Source organism: Enterococcus sp. JNUCC 77, assembly GCF_054819945.1.
In genome coordinates this window covers 504804-527027 of the sequence record NZ_JBTHIG010000002.1, presented here as the reverse complement: position 1 = coordinate 527027, position 22224 = coordinate 504804, and the positions used below count along the sequence as shown (strand labels likewise).

Sequence of the window (22224 nt, the reverse complement as noted above, 5' to 3'; positions counted from 1 at the left end):
TATATTGAGATTTTACAACAAATTACATAATTTCAATATCAAACTCGATATCATTGTTCAGTGGATGGATCTCTTCAACTTTTTCTTCTACATTTTTCTTCAAAGCAATGACAATTCCAGCTGTAATCACCGTTCCAATCAAAGTTCCAAGAATATACATTAGTGGATTACTCGTGACTGGTGCGACAATCCAGCCACCCCATGGTGCAGGATTACCAGCGCCTAAACCAATGGCAACTGCTGAACCAATCGCACTTCCAATGATATTGGCTGGGATACAACGTAACGGATCGGCTGCTGCAAAAGGAATCGCGCCTTCTGAAATACCAACCAAGCCCATGACAATAGCAGCTTTTCCTGAATTGCGTTCTTCAACTGAGAATTTTTTTGGTGCCACAATCGTTGCTAAACCCATCGCCAATGGTGGGATACAGATAGCTGCACCAATCCCCGCCATAATTGCGACCGCTGTTGCGCTAGGTAATCCGGTTGACGGATCGACCGTTCCAACCATTGCAGAACCAAAACTAAAGGCTACCTTATTAATCGGTCCACCCATATCAGAAGCAATCATCGCTCCTAAAATCAGACCTAAAACTACTAAATTTCCTGTGCCCATTGCTTCTAACCATGAAGTTAAACTGGCCATTAACATTGCAGTTGGTCGACCAATTACCCAGTACATTAAACCGCCGACAATGATTGTTCCCAACAATGGAAAAACAAAGATTGGGCCTAATGAACGTAAGCTAGACGGCAATTTGATTTTTTTCAAGTAATAAATCACAATCCCTGCGATCAAACCTGATAAAATCCCACCAATAAATCCAGCACCAATATTACTGGCAATCATCCCACCAATAATTCCGGGTGCCAGAGCTGGACGATCAGCCATCGAAAAGGCAATATAACCTGATAACATAGGTACGACTAAACCTAAGCCAACGACACCAATATTGGCAATATCTCCTAAGATCCCTTCAGTCGGGACCGCGGCTGTTCCTGAAAATAAGACACTCAATGCCAGTAAAATCCCACCAGCAACTACAAAAGGAATCATATAAGAAACGCCAGTCATTAAATTTTTACGGGTATTTTTCAGTAATTCTATCATTCGTTTACTCCCCCTATGCTTTACCTAATTTTTCTTGCAATTTTTTTATAATTGCATCAGCTTTATTAATGCAATCTGCGGCACTCATACGGACAACTGGCTTCCCTTTAAAACGATCTTCATTTTTGATACCGATATTGTTGGTTAAAATTACGGCATCTGCGGCAGCAATTTGTTCTGCGGTTAATTCATTTTCGATACCGATCGACCCTTGTGTTTCTACATGACACTCGACACTGTTGTTTTTTCCAGCTAATTCTAAACTTTCGGCTGCTAAATAAGTGTGGGCTACTCCTGAAGGACATGCTGTTACGGCTACAATTTTCATATTATATTTCTCCTTTTAAATGTTTTTTTAGGCTACGGCTGCTTGTAAACTTTCATTTAAGACAGCTAAAATTTCTGAAGGATTCTTAGCATCTTGTAAAGTTTTTCTAAAATCTTCATGAATCAACTTACGGGAAAGACTGGCGATAATTTTTAAATGTTGATTGCCTTGACACGCTTCTGGAACAGCTAGTAAAAAGACTACATTCACATCCGTCTCATCTAAACTTTTCCAGTCCAATGCTTGATTTAAACGACCAAAAGCGACGGTGGTTTCTTTTACATGGGGCGATTTCCCATGGGGAATCGCAATCCCAAATCCGATGCCAGTAGTGGTCAATTCTTCGCGGGCAATTACACTTTCGTAGTAGCCATCATAATCATTCAGTCGATCTGCCCTATGAATTTTTTTGGCTAAGGCTTGAATGGCTTCCTCTTTGGTGGTGGCATCAATATCTAAATCAATTAATTCTGCGTTAATAATTTCCATCTTACGACACTCCTTTAATTAGTTGGTAGATTTCTTCAGCACTCTTGTTATGGAAGAAATAGTTGACTGTTTGATCTGTTTTTACTAATTTGTGAATATCAGTCATCGCACCTTTTAACAAACGGCGCTCTTGATCAGCAATACAAATCAATAAAACGAATTTAACTTTTTTGTTACTCCATAAAATCGGTTCCTCTAGTGCCAATAAAAATATCTTTGTTACCCGCACATTTTGTGGTGCCGCATGAGGAATGGCTACTCCTGTGCTCAACGCTGTTTCGCCAAGCTTTTCTCTTTCGAAAACTTCTCTACGAAAATCTTTGGTGACAATTTTTCGTTTTTCTAGTTTTTCAATCATATAGTTTAAGCATTGCTGTTTGTCTTTAAACCTGCAACGGGTTTCAATCAACGAAAGATCTAAGATTTCTCTCAGATGAGAGAAATCAGTGGTGATTAATTGTTCTGTTTCTTCATTTCTAAAAAAGAAATCGGCATACAAGGAAGAAATATTTTTGATGTCTTCTTCCGTAATCAACGGAGAAACTTTAATCACGGGCACTTGAATATCCGTTAGTTCCACGGAAGAGATAATCAAATCCACGCTAGCTAATTGACTGTTATATAACGATTGCAAGGTCGTTACTTCAGCAATGTCTTGTGCTGGTAAGACCCGTGCAATTCGATTTAAAATCAATTCACTGGTTCCCACCCCTGTCGGGCAGACAATTAAAATCTTTTTACCATTTCTAGATTTTTCTAATGATACTTGGAAGTACATTGCTAAAAAGGCGACTTCCTCTTCATTGAAACTAACAGCTAATTGTTTTTCAACGACAGCCATGGCATACCAAGTCGCTCTAAAAATAACCGAATATTGATTTTTTATTTCTGCCAATAATGGATTGGTGGTTTCTAGACCTAGTTTCAAGCGATAAATCATTGGAATAAAATGTTTGACAAATCGCTCTTTTAACTCTCGATCTTGGCTGAAATCAACTTGCATCATTTCCCCCATTTGTTGAAAGATTTGATCAATGATTGGTTCAAACTTTTGGTAGTCTTTTTGATCGCTCATTTTCATTTTTACGCCATAACCAATCAATTGACGATTAATGTAAGCCACAATTTCTTCAGAATTATCAAAATCAAGTCTTTTCGCAAGATCCGCGACTAGCTCAGTGGCAAGATAATAAGTATCGATAGATTGAATTTGCTCAAATAAGAATTCTTTTTGGGGACTTAATAGCTGGCCTTTCTTTAATCGGAAAAAATAGATGATAAAACTAAGTAAAATCGATTTTTTATACTGATAGGAAAGATCAAATTCTGAGTGTCGTTCAATATTGGTGATTTGTTCAATAATAGCTGTAACGATCTGGTCGCCGAATAATGCGGTTAATGCTTGGTAACCTTTTTGTTCAAATAATCCATCATCTGATATATGGTGCTCTTTTAAATAGTTTTCACAAAAACGAAAAATACTTCTTTGCAAATCCTCTTCGCTACAAACGACGCAGGTCCCTTTGTTTGAAGACAAAACATTGACATGATACTGCTGATGGATTTTTTCTAAGTCTTGCATGATTGAACTGGGACTAACATGAAATTCTTCCGATAAACCTTTATGTGTAACTGTTGCTTCATCAATTAATAACATTTTGGCAATCAGAAATTGTCTCTGTGCGGGTCTTTGCCCGGGACATTCAACTAGATCTAGATCCATCTGCTGGAGTAACTTCATCTTGTCCTCGGCATTTCCCAATAAACGAATGCCTCTGCGTGGTTTTCTTTCAAGGGTAATATTATAGGCTTCTAAATTTATCTCATTTTGAATCGCTTCAAGGTCGGAATAAATTGTGCGATTGGTTTTTGCGATTTTTTCTGCGAAATAAGCAACTGGTAAATAGTCTTCATTTTGAACTAGCAACTGAATCAAATATTTTTGTCTGGCTTTTATTCCTCCCATTTTTTCTCCTCCAAATTGTAAGCGCTTATCAACTGTAAGCTTAATATATCACATGATTTTCCAGCAAGATAATACATCTGATTTCCACATTAATGTTGAAATAAGCATTTTTTATGTAATGAATCGTTTCATTTATAATAAAAAAGAAAAAACCAGGCGGTATTCAATAGAAAAAATAAATTTCCTATTTATTCCGCCTCGTTTTTATTTCAGACCATCTACATTTGCTGAAATACCTTCCGCTTCGAAAATTGATTGAATGGTTCTAACCTCTGCATCAGTCAAAGTCAAAGCATCCTTTAACTGATATTCCCAACCAAGATATTGATACTTGTTACTTCCATACTGATGAAAGGGCAAAAGATGAACCGCAGACACTTCTTGTTGTATCAAATAGTCAATCAATGCCTGGATATTTGACTGACTCGTGGTATATCCTGGAATCAAAGGAATTCTTGGTGTTAATTCCAGATTTTGTGTGCGTAAAAACGCAAAATTCTCCTTAACTAGCTCCTGATTGATACCAATAACCTGACGAGCGTCTGTTTGATCCATTATTTTTAAATCGAATAATACTTGATTTAGATAAGGCGTCAAACTAGCTATTTCTTGAAGGGGAAAACAGCCAGTCGTCTCGATGGCGGTATCTACACCTAGTTGATGTAGCTCTTTTAACAATGCTTGGGCAAATTCTGCTTGCATCAGAACTTCTCCACCAGATAAAGTCACACCACCGCCGGAAGTTCTAAAAAATATTTCATCCTTCATTACTTCTTCGACTAATTGATCGACCGTCCACCACTCGCCTACTGTCTCTGCTTGACCATTTTTATTCCAGACCGTTGGCTTAACTGCTAAGCGTGATTCTGGATTTGAGCACCAAGGACATTTCAAGGGACAGCCTTTTAAAAAAATAATCGTCCGAATACCGTCGCCATCGTGGACCGAATAGCGTTGAATATTAAAAACTAGGCCTTCAGTCATTTTTCTTCTCCTATAATTCATGTCCTACGCGGGCAATAATATCATCTTGAATTTGCTTATTCAGATCGACAAAAAAGGCACTGTAGCCAGCAACTCGCACTAGCAGACCAGAATATTTTGCGGGATTTTTTTGAGCATCCAACAAGGTTTCTTTTGATTGCACATTAAACTGGACATGTTGAATTTTTAATTTAGTAAAAGCCATTAAAAAGTTCGCAAATTTATTAAGACCTTGCTGACCCTTTAAAGTATTGGGTTGAAATTTAATATTTAACAAGCTGCCATTTACAGTTAAATAGTTATCCAATTTACTAACCGATTTCAATACTGCAGTCGGTCCTAAACGATCACGCCCCACCATAGGTGATAAGCCGCCATCTGCCAACTGTTCCTGCGCTTTACGACCATCTGGTGTTGCCCCCACGGCTTCCCCTAGAGGAATATGAGCCGATACTGTATATGCTCCTGGAATAAATTTTCCGCCACGTACATTTTCATATTTTTCTAGCTCTTTTGCATAATGTCGGAAAAAGCTTGCCGCGATTTGGTCGATTTCATCATTGTCATTACCATACTTATCAAAATCTTGAATCACATGTTGTTGCAGGGATTGATATTTGCCTTCGAAATTTGCAGCCAATGCTTCCACTAATTCAGCAAAGGTCAACTCTTGATTTTCAAAGACCATTTTTTTAATGACGTACATGGCATCACTCAAATTTGCCTCGCCAATTCCCTGAACACCAGAAAAATTATAACGGGCACCACCTTCTGTTACGTCTTGACCATTAGCTAAACAATCTTTAATTAAAACAGATAAAAATGGTGTAGGTGCATAAGCCCGATGACCCAAATCAACAATATTTGAGCCTTTAACAACCAATTCAACATAATAATCAATTTTAGCTTTGATATCGACTGACAACATTTCGTAGCTCACGGTTTTTTTATCCTTCAGATCATAGATACTGAGTTCCATAATCCTTAAAAGATTAAACAACGCAATATCATGTAAACCATATGTTTTCCCAGGAATTGACGTTTCAACACAACCGACTGTTGCATAATCTCGAGCATCATCTAATGAAACGCCTTTACTTAAAAAGGCTGGCACGCAAACCTCATCATTAAATAATTGCGGAATCCCGGTTCCTAGACGAATCGTTTCACAAGTTTTTAACAAAAATTTTCGAGGAATAACTTCATTCATCCGAACAGACAGATTAGGTTGCGGTAGCAAAATTTCATGATATAGATCCAACATCAAATAAGACAAAGGATTAACTGAAGCGTGACCTAATTCATCGAGACCACCTAAAACGACTGTGTAGCCCGTCGGAAAACCAGCGAAACATTTAGCACTGCTTTCACTTCTCAGTAAAACAACATCATTGGTTTTAATATAAAAATCACCTAAAACTTCGTATAAAAACGCTTCTGATTCACCTGCCCTAAGTGAAGCCTCGTAAAAAGGATATAAATATTGATCCATTCGCCCTAATGACAAGGAAGAGGCGTTGGATTCATATTGACCTACAATACTGGTCATCCATAATAGCTGAAGTGCTTCGTAAAAAGAACTTGGTTTTTCCTGACTTAATTTCTGACACATGTCAGCAATAACCAACAGTTCATTTTTTCTCACCGAATCGGCAGATTTTGCTAAGGTTAAGGCCAGTCTTTGATAACGAATAAAATGATTCCGCAATCCAACAAAAATTAAATATCCTGCTTTAAAAAAATCATTTTCCGGCTGATCATGGATTTTTTCCGCTAGCTGATCAATATAATACGCAATCCCATGATTCAAAATGCCGGGAAAATCCATGATGATATGTCCTTGGCCCTTGTCTGTTTGATTTAATTTAAAGACTTCATCTTTTAAAGCATCTTTCACTTCATCAGTCAGTTGCTGATTAATAAAGTCCTTCATGGAGCGACCTTGCCAATAAGGATATAATTTTTCCCGGTAAATTTTCTTATCTGCTTCAGTAAATTCAAATTGATCCTGGGGTCGTCCATCAATCGTATCAATTTCTTTCATGATCCAATAAGGGTCCATTTCCGGTGAAAGAATCCCTGAACGAGGACGAATCGTTCGATTGCCCACCAACAATTCTCCTTCACGAATGCTAATCGCGACATTTTCTAAAATATGAACCACCGCTTTCGCCCGTCGAATAATCGTCGGTTCCCCTTCTGTTTTCTGATAACTTTCCGTATAAAGTAATGCACGTTCTAATGAAATTTGGCGTTTTTCCATAAATAAATGATCTTTCATTGTTTGGATCCGCTGATTGCCATCAACTACGATATTCGCAGTGTTAGCCTCACTTACTATCTGTGACATAGCTATTTCATCTCCTCGTTATATTTTCTTTAGTATAATTTTTCACATAAAAGATTTCCACGTTTTTCTTGGAATTAAGTAAAAATATTCTAATTTTTACCGATTATCCCAACTTTTTTGTTGAATTTATTGGAAATACTTGTTAATTTATTAATGAGGTGAGTCAAATGAAGGCATCAGAAATTGCACAGCGAAGAAAAGATATCACCGCTTTGCTCTATAAAGAAAATAACTTGAAAGTCGCTACTTTGGTTAGCTTGTTTGATGTATCAGACGAAACGATTCGTAAGGACCTAGCCTATTTAGCTAGTGAAGGAATTTTAGAAAAAAAACACGGACGCGCCATCTTAATCAAAGAGAAACCTTTGGAGCCAGTCTTCCATCGTCGACCAAAAAATTTAGCCAAAAAAGAAACCATCATCACAAAAGCGTTGGAGCTCTTGCAATCAGAAGATTTAATTATTGGTCTTGATCAGGGCAGTACCGTAGCACTTCTTGCCAACAAAATCGCTCAGCTATCGTCACGACAAATTTTTACAGGTTCGTTAGCTGCCATTTTAGAGCTGGCCAACGCCCATCACCTACTTTATTCTTTTGGCGGACAATACAATGCCGAAGATATGACTTTTCGAAACGATACGGGAAAAGAAATGTACCCCGATATCCAATTTGACGTTTGCTTCTTTGGTTCCAGTGGGGTTAAAAATCGAAATGGTTTTTGTACTTCTTCCCTAGCAGACGCTGAAGCCAAAAGATTAATGCTGAAAAAATCATCAAAAAAAATCGTCCTAATCGACGATTCAAAATTCCAAACCACTTCTCTTGTACAAGTCGCTTCTTGGTCAGAGGTTGATGTCGTTATCTCAAATCAAGGCTTATCACCTGAAATTGCTAATAATATTCGACACCAGACTCGCTTGATTTTGGTTCCATGATTTTTAAGGATGGTGAATCCATAAAAAAATAGTCAATTTAGCAATTTTCAGCTTTTATATCTAAAAAATTTAAGGGGAATTTTTTTATAAATGATAGATAACAAGAAACAGTAGCTTTTACTTGTCTCTCGAATATTCGTTAATCAGCATCCGGTAAGAACTAAACAACAGAATGTTCAGTTTTTCTCATAAATTTAATTGACAACAAAATATCTCTATGCTAAAAATAAATGAACAATTAAATAAGGGAATGAATGTCTCCCTTGGTTAATCCAAAACTGCCTAATAGCTGATGACTTCTGCAAATGTTTATTTGTGGAAGCCATCAGTTTTTTTGTTCAGAAAGGAAGGTTAAATGAAAATTAATAGATTAAAAAATCCGCATTTCAAAAAAAGGTTAATTTTTTATTTTTTAGTCATTGTAGTTGCTTTAACAATGGGTGTCGTATCTCACTATCTATTATTCGGTTTAAATTTTGTTTCAAATTATAGAAGTCACCATGATGTCCTCTTGCTATTTCTGCCAGTAATTGGCGTGCTGACTGCTTTCGTTTATGAAAACTATGGAAAAGGATCCCAAAAAGGTAATAATTTGATTATCGAAAGTACTCAAAATGAAATTGATGTCCCTTTTAGAATGGGTATCTTTACTTTTTTATTTACTTTACTTACCCATCTTTTTGGTGGTTCCGCAGGTCGAGAGGGTTCAGCCGTCCAAATTGGTGGTGTTCTTTCTAACAAAGCAAGTCAACTATTTCGGCTTGAAAAAAATCAACATAAACAATTGATTCATGCAGGAGTAAGCGCGGGGTTTTCATCCATTTTTGGAACCCCTCTGGCAGGAGCTTTCTTTGGTATGGAAATGGTTTACATTGGAAAAATAGAACGTTCCTCCTTGATTTCTTGCTTTTTAGCTTCTTATATAGCTAACTATACTTCATTGAAATTCGGAACTAGTCATGAGCTGCATAGAATTGTTGACCTGCCACAAATGAGTTGGAAACTTTTATTTATCGTTTTCATCGCATCAATTTTATTTGGCATTTTTGGGCGTTTATTTGCTTTATGGACCCATACATTAAAACGAATTTATAAAGAAAAAATTGTTAATTACTTACTTAGGGCGTTAATTAGTGCTTCCATATTCGTTATTTTAATCTTACTTTTTTCTGGTCAGCAATATGAGGGCTTAAGCCTAAATTTAATCAATCATGCTTTTAGAGGTAATTCCTCATGGCTAGATCCAATATTAAAACTTTTTTATACTGGTTTAACTTTGGGAGCAGGATTTCAAGGTGGCGAAGTAACTCCTCTTTTTGACATAGGTGCTTCTCTTGGCAGTGTCATAGGTAATTTAACAAATATCTCGCCATCTTTTCTAGCAGCATTGGGGTTAATTTCTGTCTTTGGTTGTGCAGCAAATGTACCAATTACGACTATCATGTTAGGTATTGATTTGTTTGGTGTTGAAGCTCTGCCTTATTATGCAATGGCCTCATTTATCAGTTATCTTGTTTCTGGTCACCAAGGAATATATCCTGCTCAAACTATTGTACAAGCGAAATCATTTTATTTAAAACATCACGAAGGCTATCGAATAAGTGATTTAACTAGCAGAAAGGAAAATAAATAATGAACAATCATATACATCTAGCAAAAGGTTGGCGTTCAAAACATTATGAAATTCCCTTTGAAACGACTGGTAAAAAAACGATTATCATAAAAGTTGATGAAGGGAGTGTTCGACTAGGGCACCACATATTTGATATACAAAATGGGGCTTGGTTAGGGCATCCAGCAGATAAAAAAAAATATTACATTTTAGAAGAAGGAAAAGAATACGTTTTAAATTTTCACATTCATCAGCAACACAATCGATTGGACCGACTTTTCTTAACCAATGAACTTTTTTTTAAACCTTCAAAAATTAGTTTTAAAAAGATAAATAATCATTCAAAGAAAGGAGAAGAGGATGTTAATTAGTATTGCTATAGTAATTTTATTAGGGTTAATACTTGGTAGTTTTGCCAAAAAAGTGCATTTACCACCATTAGTTGGTTTTCTTTGTACAGGAATCCTTTTAGGTCCTTTTGCTTTAGACTTGCTTAGCTCGGATCTTTTATCCATCTCTACTGATTTAAGAGAAATTGCTTTAATTATTATTTTGACTCGAGCTGGACTTTCCCTTGATTTAAAAGATTTAATAAAAGTCGGACGACCAGCCATTTTAATGTGTTTTCTTCCTGCTTTGATAGAAATTATCGGCACAGTTATATTAGCACCTTTGTTTTTAAATTTTTCGATAGCAGAATCATTGCTATTAGGTAGTATCATTGCCGCAGTTTCTCCAGCAGTTATCGTGCCTAGAATGTTAAAATTAATGGAAGAAGGCTTAGGAAAAAATAAAAAAATCCCACAAATACTGTTAGCTGGTTCATCTGTTGACGATGTATTTGTATTAGTTCTATTTGCTTCTTTTTTAGGTATAAATCAAGGTGATAAATTTACAGTTAGTCTGTTAGGACAAATTCCTGTCGCCATTATTTTAGGCTTTCTAGGAGGCGTTTTAACTGGTATTATTATAGTTCAGTTATTCAAAAAAATGGCAATAAGAGATTCTCTCAAAGTCTTAATTATTATGAGTGTCTCATTTCTTTTAATGGGTGTTGAGGATCAGTTGGAAGGAATCTTATCATTTTCTGGTATGCTCAGTGTCATCAGCTTAAGTTTGACAATTTTTCAGTTTCAACCTCCTATTGCACAAAAATTAGCCATCAAATTTAATAAATTATGGTTAGCTGCTGAAATTTTTCTTTTTGTACTTGTCGGTGCCAGCGTAAATATAACATTTGCTTTAAAGGCTGGTATATTGCCTATTTTATTTATTTTATTGGTTACACTCATCCGAATGGTTGGTGTACTGCTCGCGCTTCTTAAAACGAACTTAAACTCTAAAGAAAAGTTATTTTGTATGATTGCCTATACACCAAAAGCAACCGTTCAAGCTGCAATTGGCGGTATTCCTTTTGCTCTTGGCATTTCTAATGGTGAAATGATGTTAACCGTTGCTGTTTTATCCATCTTGATAACCGCACCTATTGGAGCCTACTTGATAGACTTGTCCTATCAAAAACTGTTGACTGAATGAGTTTACCAATAAAACTACTGTGATACCTTAAAAAGAATGACAATCATTTTTATTTACATTTTTTAGCGACCCACACTATATCCACCGATATAATGGTTCATACTATTTCACTCAATCATTTTATCTATCGAAATCGTAAGGTAAAAATAGCAAATAGACTTCCAGATCGCTAAATTACAATTGGAATGCTAATACTGATAAATTAATCAGTATTAGCATTTTTTCGAATAAAATCAGTCTTGAAAGAAATTCCCTCTAGCACAATATTTATCAGACTTATTTTGACGTCAAGGTCCTTCCGCAGTTCATACTGAAAAATGGAGATAAAAAGCATGTCATAATGTGCGAATACTGCTGTTTCTAGATCTTATGATATTTCTACGCGTACCTTACGCTAGCTAGGGTTCGATTCAAAGTCAAAAAAATATCTGACTATGCTTATCGCATGTATGATGATGAAAATCTACAATTGCTACAGCAACTATTGATTTTACTTGTGCAACTAAAACGAACAAAAAATGTATTCAAGAGTTGGTTGAATCTCTGGAATGACTTGTTAAAATGAAAGTGGGAGGTATGAAAAGTATGAAAAATAAAAAAATGAATCTCAGTCAGAATTTGATTTATTTGCGCAAAGGCAATCATTATTCCATTGAGACTGTGGCTGAAAAAATCGGTGTTTCCCGCCAAGCTGTCTCTAAATGGGAAGCTGGGGAGACGATTCCAGACTTGATAAACTGCGATTTATTGGCGCAACTTTATGATGTTTCCTTAGAAGATTTAATTTATTATTCGCCAACCGAAAATATTCCCCTGCCACCGAAAAATAAACATATTTTTGGCACTGTCGTTCTCGCTGAAAGAGGACAAGTAGTATTGCCAAAAGCTGCTAGAGATTTGTTGCAGCTAAAAGCTGGGGATCGCTTGATGGTCTTAGGTGATAGTGCAACTGAAACACAAGGTTTGGCCTTGATTCCCGCGGATCATTTCTTGCGGGCAGCTGAGGAAATGATGGACAATTTTTATCCGAAAACAAAGGAGTGATTTTCATGGATTTATTGACTGTCAGAAATTTGACTAAAAAATACCCGCAATTTACTTTAGACAGACTATGCTTTAATTTGCCCGCCGGCGCAATCATGGGGCTGATTGGCAAAAATGGGGCTGGTAAAAGCACGGCTCTCAAATCTTTGCTAAATATGGTGCACCCAGATAGTGGGGAAATTAAGATGTTTGGACAAAATTTTTTTCAAGCTGAAGCAGCTTGTAAGCAACAATTAGGGATTGTCCTAGGAGGAACAGATTTTTATCCTTACAAAAAATTACGAGATATTACTCAAGTCACTAAAAAATTTTATCGTCATTGGGATGAAGCTGCTTACCAAAAATACATGACGCTTTTTGAATTGGCTGAAAATAAAAAAGTTAACCAATTATCTGAAGGCATGAAAGTCAAGTATGCAATTGCCTTAGCTTTATCCCACCAAGCAAAATTGTTTATTTTTGATGAACCGACTAGCGGCTTAGATCCTGTCGCTCGCGAGGAATTATTAGAGATTTTTCAATCCTTAGTTGCTGATGGCACCAGAAGTATTCTTTTTTCTACGCACATTACTTCGGATTTAGACAAATGTGCCACTCATATTACTTATATTCGAAAAGGTCAACTGGTATTAAGTGCTGAGAAAGATCGCTTTATCCAGACTTTTCAAAAGGAAAATCCAGCAAATACGACGTTAGAAGACATCATGCTCTACTCAGAAAGGAATGTTTCACATGAATCATTTGCTGTATAAAGAGTTTCGTTTAGCAGCCCATCCCACTCTCTATATTTTTTTATGGATGGGTGCACTGATTTTAATTCCTAGCTATCCTTACACGACGGTTTTTATTTTTGGCTGTTTCGCGCCACTGATTACTTTGCAAAATGGACGAGAAAATCACGATGCCTTTTACACTGCAACTTTGCCAGTTAAAAAAAGTCAGGTAGTAAAAGGTAAGTTTTCATTATTTATCACTACACAAATCGCCCAATTATTTCTGACTCTACCTTTTACAATCATTCGAATCACTCAAATCCCCATTAAAAACACCGTCGGTATTGCGCCAAATTTAACTTATTATGCCGCTGGTTTGCTGGTTTTCACACTGTTCAACTTTTTCTTTTTCACCGAATTTTACAAAACAGCCTACAAAATTGGCAAGGACTTTATCAAAGGAATGGTACCCGCCCTTTTAATAGCTGTTTTAACTGAAACCATCAGCCACATCCCAAAATTAGCTTGGTTAAATAGTCTAAATAAAACCGATCTACGATTGCAACTACCGTTATTTCTTTTTGCAGTACTTTTCTTCATTGCCGGTAACATCTTGGCTTTTAAAATTTCCAAAGAAAGCTTTGAAAAAGTTGATTTATAGCATACAAAAAAACTTGTCTTAGATACTTTCATCCAGACAAGTTTTAATCTATTGAGCCAGCTATTTCGGCTAGTTTTTCAACAACTTCTGCTTTTAATTCGTCAAATGCCAGTTGGCTAGTTGTGATCTTTAAAATAAAAGCAACCGCCTCTGCTTGGTCCAAATCAACTCGGTAGTCATTTATTTTCAAAAAAGTCACCATAGCGACTAGCGCTGTACGCTTATTCCCATTGTGAAAAGGATGACGTTTGATTAAATTTATCACTAAAATAGCCGCTTTATCGAAAATCGTTTGATAAAGTTCTTGACCAAAAACGACTTGCTGTGGCAAATTTACTATCATTGCTAAGGCTTTTGCATCTTTCAATCCAATCATTTCACCAGGCGAATAATTTGTTATGACTCGCGCGTTAATCCTTACAATTGCTTCACTACTCAAGTAAATCATAAGTCTACCAAATCTTTAATTGCTTCATCATATTCAGCCATCACGGAAATCACAATTTGATCAATATCAACCTCTTCAACGGCTTTAGTGATCACAATCGAACCATCTTCCTTCAACAAATAACTTATTGAATCGCCAGTATTGACCCCGATATGTTCTTTAACTTCTTTAGGAATCGTGGTCACATCACTATTGCCAGATTTTCTGATTTTATATTTTTTTTCCATTGAAATCTCTCCTTTGTATCTATTATATCATGTGTATATACATTTAAAAAGTAGATACTTATCTCGATAAAAAAACAGTTTTAGGATGACTTTACCTAGAACTGTTCATTATTATAACAAGCTTTTACCGCCACCGTTTCAACTGCGGGAAGAATCCCAACATAAATTCTCGGGCTTCTGTTTCTGTTTTATTTTGTGCCTTCAGTACCCCATCTTCCTTCAAATGCTGCACACTAAGCGCAATCATTTCCTCCATCGTCATTTCACTTGTGAAATTTCCATCTTGATAACAATAAAAACAATACTCTTGATTTTTACCACCGTCAGCATCTGTCCCCAACATTTCCTGATTTTCCAAGGGCATTCCACAACTTTGACAATAAGTGATTTCTTGCATTTAATCAGTTCCTTTATTGATAGTCAAATTTTCCAAAATCATTTGATAATACTTTGTTGCTAACTGACTGACTTCCCCTTTTTTACAAAAAGCCAATTTATTCAAACGAGGAGAATGGCGTTCCACCACGATTTGATCCGCAACCGTTCGACTTTTCAGCCATTCAAACGCTTCCAAAAAACGCGGGTCTTTTTGCGCTTTAGGATAATGAGACAAGACATAGACATAATGAAAAATATTGTAATCCCCTAACGGATACTCCACTTGCATAAACAACCTGCCAATTCCATAATGACAAGGACCAATTGGCACCTTCATCTCCCAATGTTTTAATAAAAATTCTACCGCCCCATCTAATTGCCGCAATTCTTTAAAATTCGGTTGATAAATAAAAGCATGCAACACATACAACGTTGTCATGGGAGTGGAAAATTCCGTCTCTGGTCCCCGTCCAAAACTATATTTTTTACATTTCCAACCACCATCAGCTTCTTGCGTCTCTAAAAAATAGCGGTAAGAGTTTGCCAGCCGCGGATCTTGCGCTTGTCCTAAACGACACAAGCTCGTCAAAGTAATCGCTGTCTGACAAGGGACCATACCACCTTTTGGATAGACTTTAAAACGCCCATCTTCCCTTAACACTGAAAACAGCAAATCGACATTTGCCTGAATCACCGGATCATCAATTGGTATTCCCAGCTCCACCAAATAAGTCGGTGCCGTCACTGCATTATACGGACTGCCCTTAAACAAACGTAAATCCTCCGTCGTCCAATAATCAAAATCAAACTGCTTTTTATAACTCATAATGATCTCGATATCTCGTTGGTACATGGTTTCACCTTCTTTGTTTACTTATTAGCTTTTCTCCTTTTTTGAAGCGCTTTTATCCATTTTATCTTTTTTAAAAATAGCGGTCAAACTGATAAAAAAAAGACTTCGAAGAAAATTCTCCAAAGTCTAAAGTCTGATTAATCTTTTTCTAATTGATCCAATGTTTTAGAACCAAACCATAGAACCAAACCAATCACGATTACGATAGCTGCTAAGATTCCGTAACCCATTTGGAATTGACTAGGATCAGTTGTTTGTAACAATGAATAAATTCTTGGATAAATCAAAGTTGAAGCGAATACCGCGATTGGCCATAAACCTAACAAGAAGCCCATTAGTTTTGATGGTGCCAAGTTCACGATAAATGAGTTCCCTAATGGCGAGAAGATCATTTCCCCAACTGACATCAAGATTGAAATAACTGCAATCCATACTAATGAAGTTGCGCCGTTACCAATCATGTCTGAGAAGACCATAACCACATAAGAAAGACCAACTAGGATAATTCCTAAGGCAGTTTTCTTGAACATGCTCATATCGCCTTTCGGACGGTTCGCCATCTTCGTCCATAAACGACCTAAAAGTGGACCTAAGATAATACAAGTCAAGGCGTTCATTGAATCGAAGTAAGAAGTTGGTACATGGAAGTTACCGATAAACCAGTTGGCACGGCCTAAGAATCCAGCGCCGTCACCCCAACCGAAGTAGTAGTAAGCAGGCATATAAGCCAAATACCAAACAGTCCAGAAAACAATTGAGAAGATTGTTACTAATACAATCGCAAATACACGTTTTTTATCAGTAGCAGATAAAGGTTGATTTTCTTCAGCTGCTTTCTTTTGTTCGTCAACGAATTGACGTTGGTCGATTTTGAATGGTTTTTTACCAGCGTCACCTAAAGCACGACCGTTTACTAAGAACCAAATAGCATCTAAGAATAATAGCAATCCACAAATTAAGAATACGCCGTTGTAACCAATTACTGGAATTAATAATACTAAGAATGTTGTCCCAGTAAATGAACCGATATTTACAAATGAATACTGTACTGAGAAGGCCTCATTCAGTTCTTTTTCATCACTGAACAGCAACCCGTTAATCCCTGATAAGTTCCCTTTGAATAAACCAGTCCCGATGGCAACTAAAATAATCATTGCCCAAACCATACCTAATGAATTGGCTTGCCAAGTAAGCAAATAACCAATCCCCATTAAAACTGCACCTGCTGGTACACAAAGTCGTGGGCTCAACCAGTAATCGGCTAAATAGCCCCCAACGATTGGTGTGATATAAGTCGCAGCTAAGAATGCCCCAGACATTGAAGCTGCCTTCACATCATCAAATCCTAACCCGCCTTTACCAACAGTTGTTGCAATCCAAATTGCCAACATATACTTTACAGTATAAAAAGCACAACGCTCAAAAGAGAAACTCAATGAACAGACATAAAAGCCAAAAGGTTTTTTCTTTTTCACAGGAGTCGCTTCCATTTTCATCCTTCTTTCTTAAATAAATATTTTTTTAGTCGTTATCACGCATCCATTGTTCCAAAATTGCCATATATTTAGGTTTTTCTTCAACAAATGGCATGTGACGGCTGTAGGCGAATAGTTCCCATTTTGCATTTGGGATGGCATCAAACATGGTTTTTGCAACTAGTGGTGTGGACAAATCATTGGTGCCGCTAGTTACTAGACTAGGAATCATTAAGTTTGGTAATTTATCTGTATATTCATAGTCATGCAAAGTACCAGTTGGTGAATATTCGTTTGGTCCCCAACCTGTGATGTAGCTTTCTGTTCCGGGTACTTTTTCCCGACGCAGTGGTTCAGGTGAATCTGCTGTTGGTACTGCCGCAGCATGACGCACCATAAAACGATCATTGGCAGCCAAATAAGCTGGGTCATCGTAGTTCCCAGTAGCTTCTGCCTTAGCAATTGCTGCTTGATCTTCTTCTGACATGAATTTAATCATGCGGTGTTGTTCTTGCGCCCATAATTTTGCTGAAGGCAAGGTACTTGATAGAATCAAACTCTTGATTCCTTTGGGTTGGTAATCACAAGCATAAATAATTGCTAACATGCCGCCCCAAGATTGACCTAGAATATGGACTTCGTCTAACCCTAGATGTTCTCTCAAAGCAATCAATTCTTCTGTCCAGGTTTCTTTTGTCCAAAGACTTGGATTTGATGGAACTGCTGATTTTCCGCAGCCAAGCTGATCATACATAATCAACTGACGGCCATCGACTGCCATCTCATCTAGTACTTCGAAATAATTATGGGTAGAGCCTGGGCCGCCGTGAAGTAAGATCAGAGGTGTTTTCCCCTGACCTTGCTCACCGACTACCCGATAATAAGTTTTGTAATCTTTAAAGGGCATATAGCCTTCGGTGATTTTCATCTTATTCCTCCTAGCCAACGATTTCTAGATCTTTTGGATAGCTGTTTAAGTTTTCGCAGCCATCTTCTGTTACGATTACTAAATCTTCAATCCGCACACCAACTTCGCCAGGAATATAAATGCCTGGTTCGATTGAAAAGACGTTGCCGACTTCAGTCAAGTTTTGGTTAGAACCTGAAACATCTCCAGTTTCATGATCTTCAATACCGATGAAGTGACCTAGACGGTGAGTGAAGTATTCGCCATAGCCTTTTTCAGTAATGTAGTCACGAGCAGCTGCATCAATTGATGCCAATGTTACGCCAGGTTTCACTGCATCGATCCCTCTTTGACAAGCTTCTTTAACGATTTCGAAAACTTCTCGGCTCTTTTCAGGAACTTCTTTGTAGAAATAAGTTCTTGTCATATCTGAGCAGTAGTTGTTTTTCACGCCACCGATATCAACAACGATGCTATCACCTGGTTTAGGTAATGAATCATCTGTTTCGTGATGCGGGTCAGCGCCGTTTGCGCCATAAGCAACGATTGGATCAAATGAATAACCAGAATTGCCTAATTCAGCATAAATTTTCGCTAATTCTTCAGTCATTTTACGTTCTGTCCAGCCATTAGAAAGAAGTTTCTTCAAGCGATCAATCGCCATGTCATTAGAACGAGAAGCTTCTCTCATCAATTCTTGTTCTTCATCATCTTTGATTGCACGCACACTGTCAGTGATCGTTGAGCCGTTGCCTAATTTTGCATCTGGCACTAATTCCATTAAGCGTAATAAGAAATGAGCTGGCCAGTTTTTGTCGATCCCAAATTTTTTGCTTGAGTCAACATATTCTAAAACTTTAGCCACACCATCATCCGTATCATCGATAAAGACTTTGTCCACACCTAAATCTTCTTCGATCGGGAATAGTTTGTTAACGATTAAAGTATTTTTACCTTCTGGTGTAATCACCAATACTAATAACCGTTCACCAGGATGGATCCAACGTCCAGTCAAATAAAAGATTGCTACTGGATCAGAAACAAGTAACTGACCGTAGTCTTCCTCTTTCATCTTCTCAACGATTCTTTGAACGCGACTTTCTTTTAACAAAATCAACACTCCCTTAGCTATATTTTGCCATCTTCACATGGCTCATAAAAACAATACGCAGATTGTTTTACATGACATTTTTTATAGCGACGATTACCAAAAAAACTTGATGTATAACAGTTTGCAATTTCCCGAGTCAAATAATATGCTTGTGTAATAATTCACCTAACCCGACATAAAAATAACCATAAAGCACAGAAAAATGCAAGTTATTTTCGGAAAAAATGTTTTTCTATCTTCATCGCTATGACGATTTTACTATATATTTTCACATTTTTAAACGTTTTCTTTGATTTTTTCACCAAAAATTCAGAGAAACATTCGTCTTTTACTTTATTAAAAACACTGTCATGGCAGTTTTAAATCATATGAAAGCGCCTACATGATCAAGCGCAGTAAGCTTGTTTAGGGTTTTTTGTCATTTTTTGAACTTTATATATAACAAAAAACCTTCAGAACTATTTTTTCCTGAAGGTTGCATTTTCTCATTATTTTTATTCTAAAAAAAGAACTGTTATAGAACATCTACTACAAAAATTTATTCTGCTAATTTTTTTCTTCGATGATAAGAGTAAAAACAATTTGGCGATAGTTCATAGCCAACAGAGATTCCTAACGAAATGGCGATAGCGATTTTCAAGACTTGAACACCAATTTGTGCAGCCTCGATCGAATCACCAATAAAGAAATTGTAAGTAAAATTATAAATCCCCAATCCCGGCACTAAACAGAAAATTCCGCAGATTAAAAAGATAGTCACTGGTGCCCGCAAAGCAAAAGATGCTTCTCGCGACAAGTAGATTAAAGCCAAAGAAGCCACAAAAGTCGCAGCAATCGGCGCATTAACAAAATGCATAAAGGCCAAATAAATCCCCCAGCCAATCGCCCCAATCGTCCCGCACCAAATATAATATTTTTTCGGCACTTCAAACAAAATAGCAAAAGAAACAGTCCCTAAAAAACCAGTTAAAATTTGAAAAAAAGGATTCATGCTGGCACCTCCTCCGTAAAATTTTTAAAAAATATTAAGCACTGATAAAACCAGACCAACGCCCATCGACACACACAAAGCGGTAATCACTGCATTAATCATTTGACCCCAGCCAGAACTGTAATCACCATCAAATAAATAGCGAATTCCGTTGACGACCGCTACCCCAGGCAACAAAGAAATGATCCCGCCAGAAACTAAAGGCGTTAAATGTAATGTAGGAAAAACAGCCACCAAAATCCCTGCCAAAACCGTCACTAAAAAACCACCAGTAATATTTGAGATAATGCTAGACATTTGAAATTTCGGTACCAAATACAGCATGAAACAAGCCAAGACCAATCCTAAGAAAAAGGCGCCCAATGAACCCCAAACTGTCCCACCAAAGATATAGCAAAAGCTGGCACTGCCCATGCCATACGCAGCTATCTTTAAAGGTGTCGAGGCAAAATTTTCCGCTTTGATTTCCTCTAAACGCGCCCGCGCCTCAAAAGGTGTCAATTTATTTTCTTTAATCCGTCGCGACAAAGTATTAATCTGTTCAATCCGCCCTAAATTAATCGGCGATATCGGCACATCCCGCACCTTAGCCTGCACCGTTTGATCTTTTAAACGGGCTGTCATGAAAATGCCATTTATCAAAACAAAACTATCAAATTCCTTCAGCTCTAAAGCCTCCGCCACATGACGAATGGTGGTTTCAATCCGTTTAATCTCAGCACCATTCTCCAAAAGCGTTTCTCCAATATCATAAACAAAATCAAAACGCTCCTGCTCGCTCATTTCCATGACCAAACCTCCTTTATTGTTTCTATGTATTTTTAATCTGATTCGTTTTTACCAGAATTTTACTAGATTTTCAGTACGCATACCATTCTACTAAGGCGAAATACGCCAAGTAGAACTGGCATAAAGATAGGGGCTCCCTCGTGTTGAGTTAGCCCCTTGTAGTATAGCTTATTTAGTTCCTATAATTCAATCAAATCATGCGGTACGCTAATCATATTTTCGTAGCCATCTTTAGTAATTAGCACTTGGTCTTCAATCCGGACGCCGCCCCAATCAGGAATATAAATTCCTGGTTCAACTGTCATTACAGAATTTTCATCTAAGACATCATCATATTGTTCTGCCAAATAAGGCAATTCATGAACAAACAAACCAATCGAGTGACCGATGTTGCCATAAGTATATGGAATGTAGTCAGTGTCTTTCAAAGGTTCCAACGACGCACGATAAACATCCCGCACCGGTACACCCGCTTTTAAGACCTCTAACGACGCTTCTAAGCTGCGTTTTTCATATTCATAGACATCTCGCTGTTTTTCTGTAGCTTTGCCGACAACGACTGTCCGCGTCATATCTGACATGTAGCCATTAAACTGACAACCATAATCCATCAAAACAAAATCGCCGTATTCAATCGCTTTTTCAGAAGGAATGCCATGAAGCAATGACGTATTTGCGCCAGAAATTAAAATGTTACCGTAAGGTTGTGTGTCGGCCCCTTCTTGCACCATGTACATAGAAAGTTTAGCTGCCAATTCTTTTTCCGTTACCCCAACTTGGATATCTTCTAAAATACGATAAAATGCCCGACATGAGATTTCACAAGCATTGCGCATATATTGGATTTCTTCTGGTGATTTAACCACCCGCATCCGATCAATCACGCCGCCTGCTTGCACCAGTTCACTTTTAATTTTACTAGAAAAATCAGCATACATGTCATAGGTTAAATGATCGGCTTCAAAGGCAATTGATTTAATATTGTGTTTTTCTGCCAAATCAGCTACCGTATCTCCTACCGTACGTCCAGGCAAGCGCCAGTTGATAATTTCATAGTTAGGCACTTCTTTTGCTGCTTGTTCTGTGTAACGGGGATCAGTTAAAAAATACAATCCATCTTGTGTAATCAACATGTAGGAATCATCACCAGTCCAACCGCTGGCAAAGCGAATGTTCACCCGTTTGGCCAAAAAGAAGCCATCAATTTTTTCTTGAGCTAAATACGCGCGAATCTTTTCCTCGTTCATTTTCATACCTTCTTTGCTTTTATTTTTGAAAACAAAAACGCTTCCACAAATAAGCGTATCAAATTT

General features: G+C 37.3%; 23 protein-coding genes and 1 riboswitch. Of the genes, 7 read left to right on the top strand and 16 right to left on the bottom strand.

The window, feature by feature from the left end:
* Positions 1-22: 22 nt before the first annotated feature.
* The 6 genes from ACVWNY_RS15495 to ACVWNY_RS15470 form a co-directional block, all read right to left on the bottom strand.
* Entirely contained in the window at positions 23-1114 is a 1092-nt protein-coding gene (locus ACVWNY_RS15495; RefSeq protein WP_218325499.1) for a PTS fructose transporter subunit EIIC, read from the bottom strand.
* 13 nt (positions 1115-1127) lie between these two features.
* Entirely contained in the window at positions 1128-1442 is a 315-nt protein-coding gene (locus tag ACVWNY_RS15490; protein ID WP_438720947.1) for a PTS fructose-like transporter subunit IIB, read from the bottom strand.
* Positions 1443-1469: 27 nt separating this feature from the next.
* The gene (locus tag ACVWNY_RS15485) at positions 1470-1931 is read right to left on the bottom strand and encodes a PTS sugar transporter subunit IIA (protein WP_438720948.1); all 462 of its coding nucleotides are present in this window, start codon (positions 1929-1931) and stop codon (positions 1470-1472) included.
* Between the two features lies 1 nt (position 1932).
* Positions 1933-3897: a BglG family transcription antiterminator gene (locus ACVWNY_RS15480; protein WP_438720949.1), complete on the bottom strand. Its 1965-nt coding sequence runs from the start codon at positions 3895-3897 to the stop codon at positions 1933-1935.
* A gap of 204 nt (positions 3898-4101) precedes the next feature.
* On the bottom strand, positions 4102-4881 hold the full coding sequence (locus ACVWNY_RS15475) for a glycyl-radical enzyme activating protein (protein ID WP_438720950.1): 780 nt from the start codon (positions 4879-4881) through the stop codon (positions 4102-4104).
* Between the two features lie 10 nt (positions 4882-4891).
* Positions 4892-7231: a formate C-acetyltransferase gene (locus ACVWNY_RS15470; RefSeq protein ID WP_454071876.1), complete on the bottom strand. Its 2340-nt coding sequence runs from the start codon at positions 7229-7231 to the stop codon at positions 4892-4894.
* Positions 7232-7398: 167 nt separating this feature from the next.
* Here ACVWNY_RS15470 and ACVWNY_RS15465 point away from each other — a divergent pair, with 167 nt between their 5' ends.
* The 7 genes from ACVWNY_RS15465 (at position 7399) to ACVWNY_RS15435 (ending at position 13732) form a co-directional block, all read left to right on the top strand.
* Complete coding sequence (locus ACVWNY_RS15465) at positions 7399-8166, top strand: DeoR/GlpR family DNA-binding transcription regulator (protein ID WP_438720952.1); 768 nt, start codon at positions 7399-7401, stop codon at positions 8164-8166.
* A 237-nt stretch (positions 8167-8403) separates the two neighbouring features.
* Positions 8404-8475: riboswitch (Fluoride riboswitch) on the top strand.
* A gap of 46 nt (positions 8476-8521) precedes the next feature.
* Complete coding sequence (locus ACVWNY_RS15460) at positions 8522-9799, top strand: chloride channel protein (RefSeq protein WP_454071875.1); 1278 nt, start codon at positions 8522-8524, stop codon at positions 9797-9799.
* The gene (locus ACVWNY_RS15455; RefSeq protein WP_218325491.1) at positions 9799-10149 is read left to right on the top strand and encodes a hypothetical protein; all 351 of its coding nucleotides are present in this window, start codon (positions 9799-9801) and stop codon (positions 10147-10149) included. The genes ACVWNY_RS15460 and ACVWNY_RS15455 overlap by 1 nt, the downstream gene beginning before the upstream one ends.
* Positions 10139-11314, top strand: a complete 1176-nt coding sequence (locus ACVWNY_RS15450) for a cation:proton antiporter (protein WP_454071874.1) — start codon at positions 10139-10141, stop codon at positions 11312-11314. Before ACVWNY_RS15455 ends, ACVWNY_RS15450 begins: the two co-directional genes overlap by 11 nt.
* Before the next feature lie 585 nt (positions 11315-11899).
* A complete protein-coding gene (locus tag ACVWNY_RS15445; RefSeq protein WP_218325489.1) occupies positions 11900-12358 on the top strand; it encodes a helix-turn-helix domain-containing protein in 459 nt (152 codons plus the stop codon).
* Between the two features lie 5 nt (positions 12359-12363).
* Positions 12364-13110, top strand: coding sequence for an ABC transporter ATP-binding protein (locus ACVWNY_RS15440; RefSeq protein WP_454071873.1), 747 nt, complete (start codon positions 12364-12366; stop codon positions 13108-13110).
* The gene (locus tag ACVWNY_RS15435) at positions 13091-13732 is read left to right on the top strand and encodes an ABC-2 transporter permease (RefSeq protein WP_454071872.1); all 642 of its coding nucleotides are present in this window, start codon (positions 13091-13093) and stop codon (positions 13730-13732) included. The genes ACVWNY_RS15440 and ACVWNY_RS15435 overlap by 20 nt, the downstream gene beginning before the upstream one ends.
* Before the next feature lie 43 nt (positions 13733-13775).
* Here ACVWNY_RS15435 and ACVWNY_RS15430 read toward each other — a convergent pair whose 3' ends face one another.
* From ACVWNY_RS15430 to ACVWNY_RS15385, 10 genes are all read right to left on the bottom strand, one after another.
* Positions 13776-14180: a type II toxin-antitoxin system death-on-curing family toxin gene (locus ACVWNY_RS15430; RefSeq protein WP_218325485.1), complete on the bottom strand. Its 405-nt coding sequence runs from the start codon at positions 14178-14180 to the stop codon at positions 13776-13778.
* On the bottom strand, positions 14177-14413 hold the full coding sequence (locus ACVWNY_RS15425; RefSeq protein ID WP_218326142.1) for an AbrB/MazE/SpoVT family DNA-binding domain-containing protein: 237 nt from the start codon (positions 14411-14413) through the stop codon (positions 14177-14179). Before ACVWNY_RS15425 ends, ACVWNY_RS15430 begins: the two co-directional genes overlap by 4 nt.
* A gap of 118 nt (positions 14414-14531) precedes the next feature.
* Positions 14532-14804 (bottom strand): zinc ribbon domain-containing protein, encoded by a 273-nt coding sequence (locus tag ACVWNY_RS15420; RefSeq protein WP_454071871.1) that lies wholly within the window; start codon positions 14802-14804, stop codon positions 14532-14534.
* Complete coding sequence (locus ACVWNY_RS15415) at positions 14805-15638, bottom strand: prenyltransferase (protein WP_454071870.1); 834 nt, start codon at positions 15636-15638, stop codon at positions 14805-14807. It abuts the gene before it with no gap.
* Between the two features lie 137 nt (positions 15639-15775).
* Entirely contained in the window at positions 15776-17128 is a 1353-nt protein-coding gene (locus ACVWNY_RS15410) for a peptide MFS transporter (protein WP_218325482.1), read from the bottom strand.
* A gap of 31 nt (positions 17129-17159) precedes the next feature.
* A complete protein-coding gene (gene pepI, locus ACVWNY_RS15405; RefSeq protein ID WP_218325481.1) occupies positions 17160-18041 on the bottom strand; it encodes a proline iminopeptidase in 882 nt (293 codons plus the stop codon).
* A gap of 10 nt (positions 18042-18051) precedes the next feature.
* The gene (locus ACVWNY_RS15400; protein WP_246601433.1) at positions 18052-19131 is read right to left on the bottom strand and encodes a M24 family metallopeptidase; all 1080 of its coding nucleotides are present in this window, start codon (positions 19129-19131) and stop codon (positions 18052-18054) included.
* Between the two features lie 538 nt (positions 19132-19669).
* Positions 19670-20122, bottom strand: coding sequence for a threonine/serine exporter family protein (locus tag ACVWNY_RS15395; RefSeq protein WP_218325480.1), 453 nt, complete (start codon positions 20120-20122; stop codon positions 19670-19672).
* A gap of 24 nt (positions 20123-20146) precedes the next feature.
* Positions 20147-20911, bottom strand: a complete 765-nt coding sequence (locus ACVWNY_RS15390) for a threonine/serine exporter family protein (RefSeq protein WP_454071869.1) — start codon at positions 20909-20911, stop codon at positions 20147-20149.
* A 179-nt stretch (positions 20912-21090) separates the two neighbouring features.
* Positions 21091-22158 carry a M24 family metallopeptidase gene (locus tag ACVWNY_RS15385; RefSeq protein WP_454071868.1) on the bottom strand — a complete coding sequence of 356 codons (1068 nt, stop codon included), beginning with the start codon at positions 22156-22158 and terminating at the stop codon, positions 21091-21093.
* Between the last annotated feature and the right edge of the window lie 66 nt (positions 22159-22224).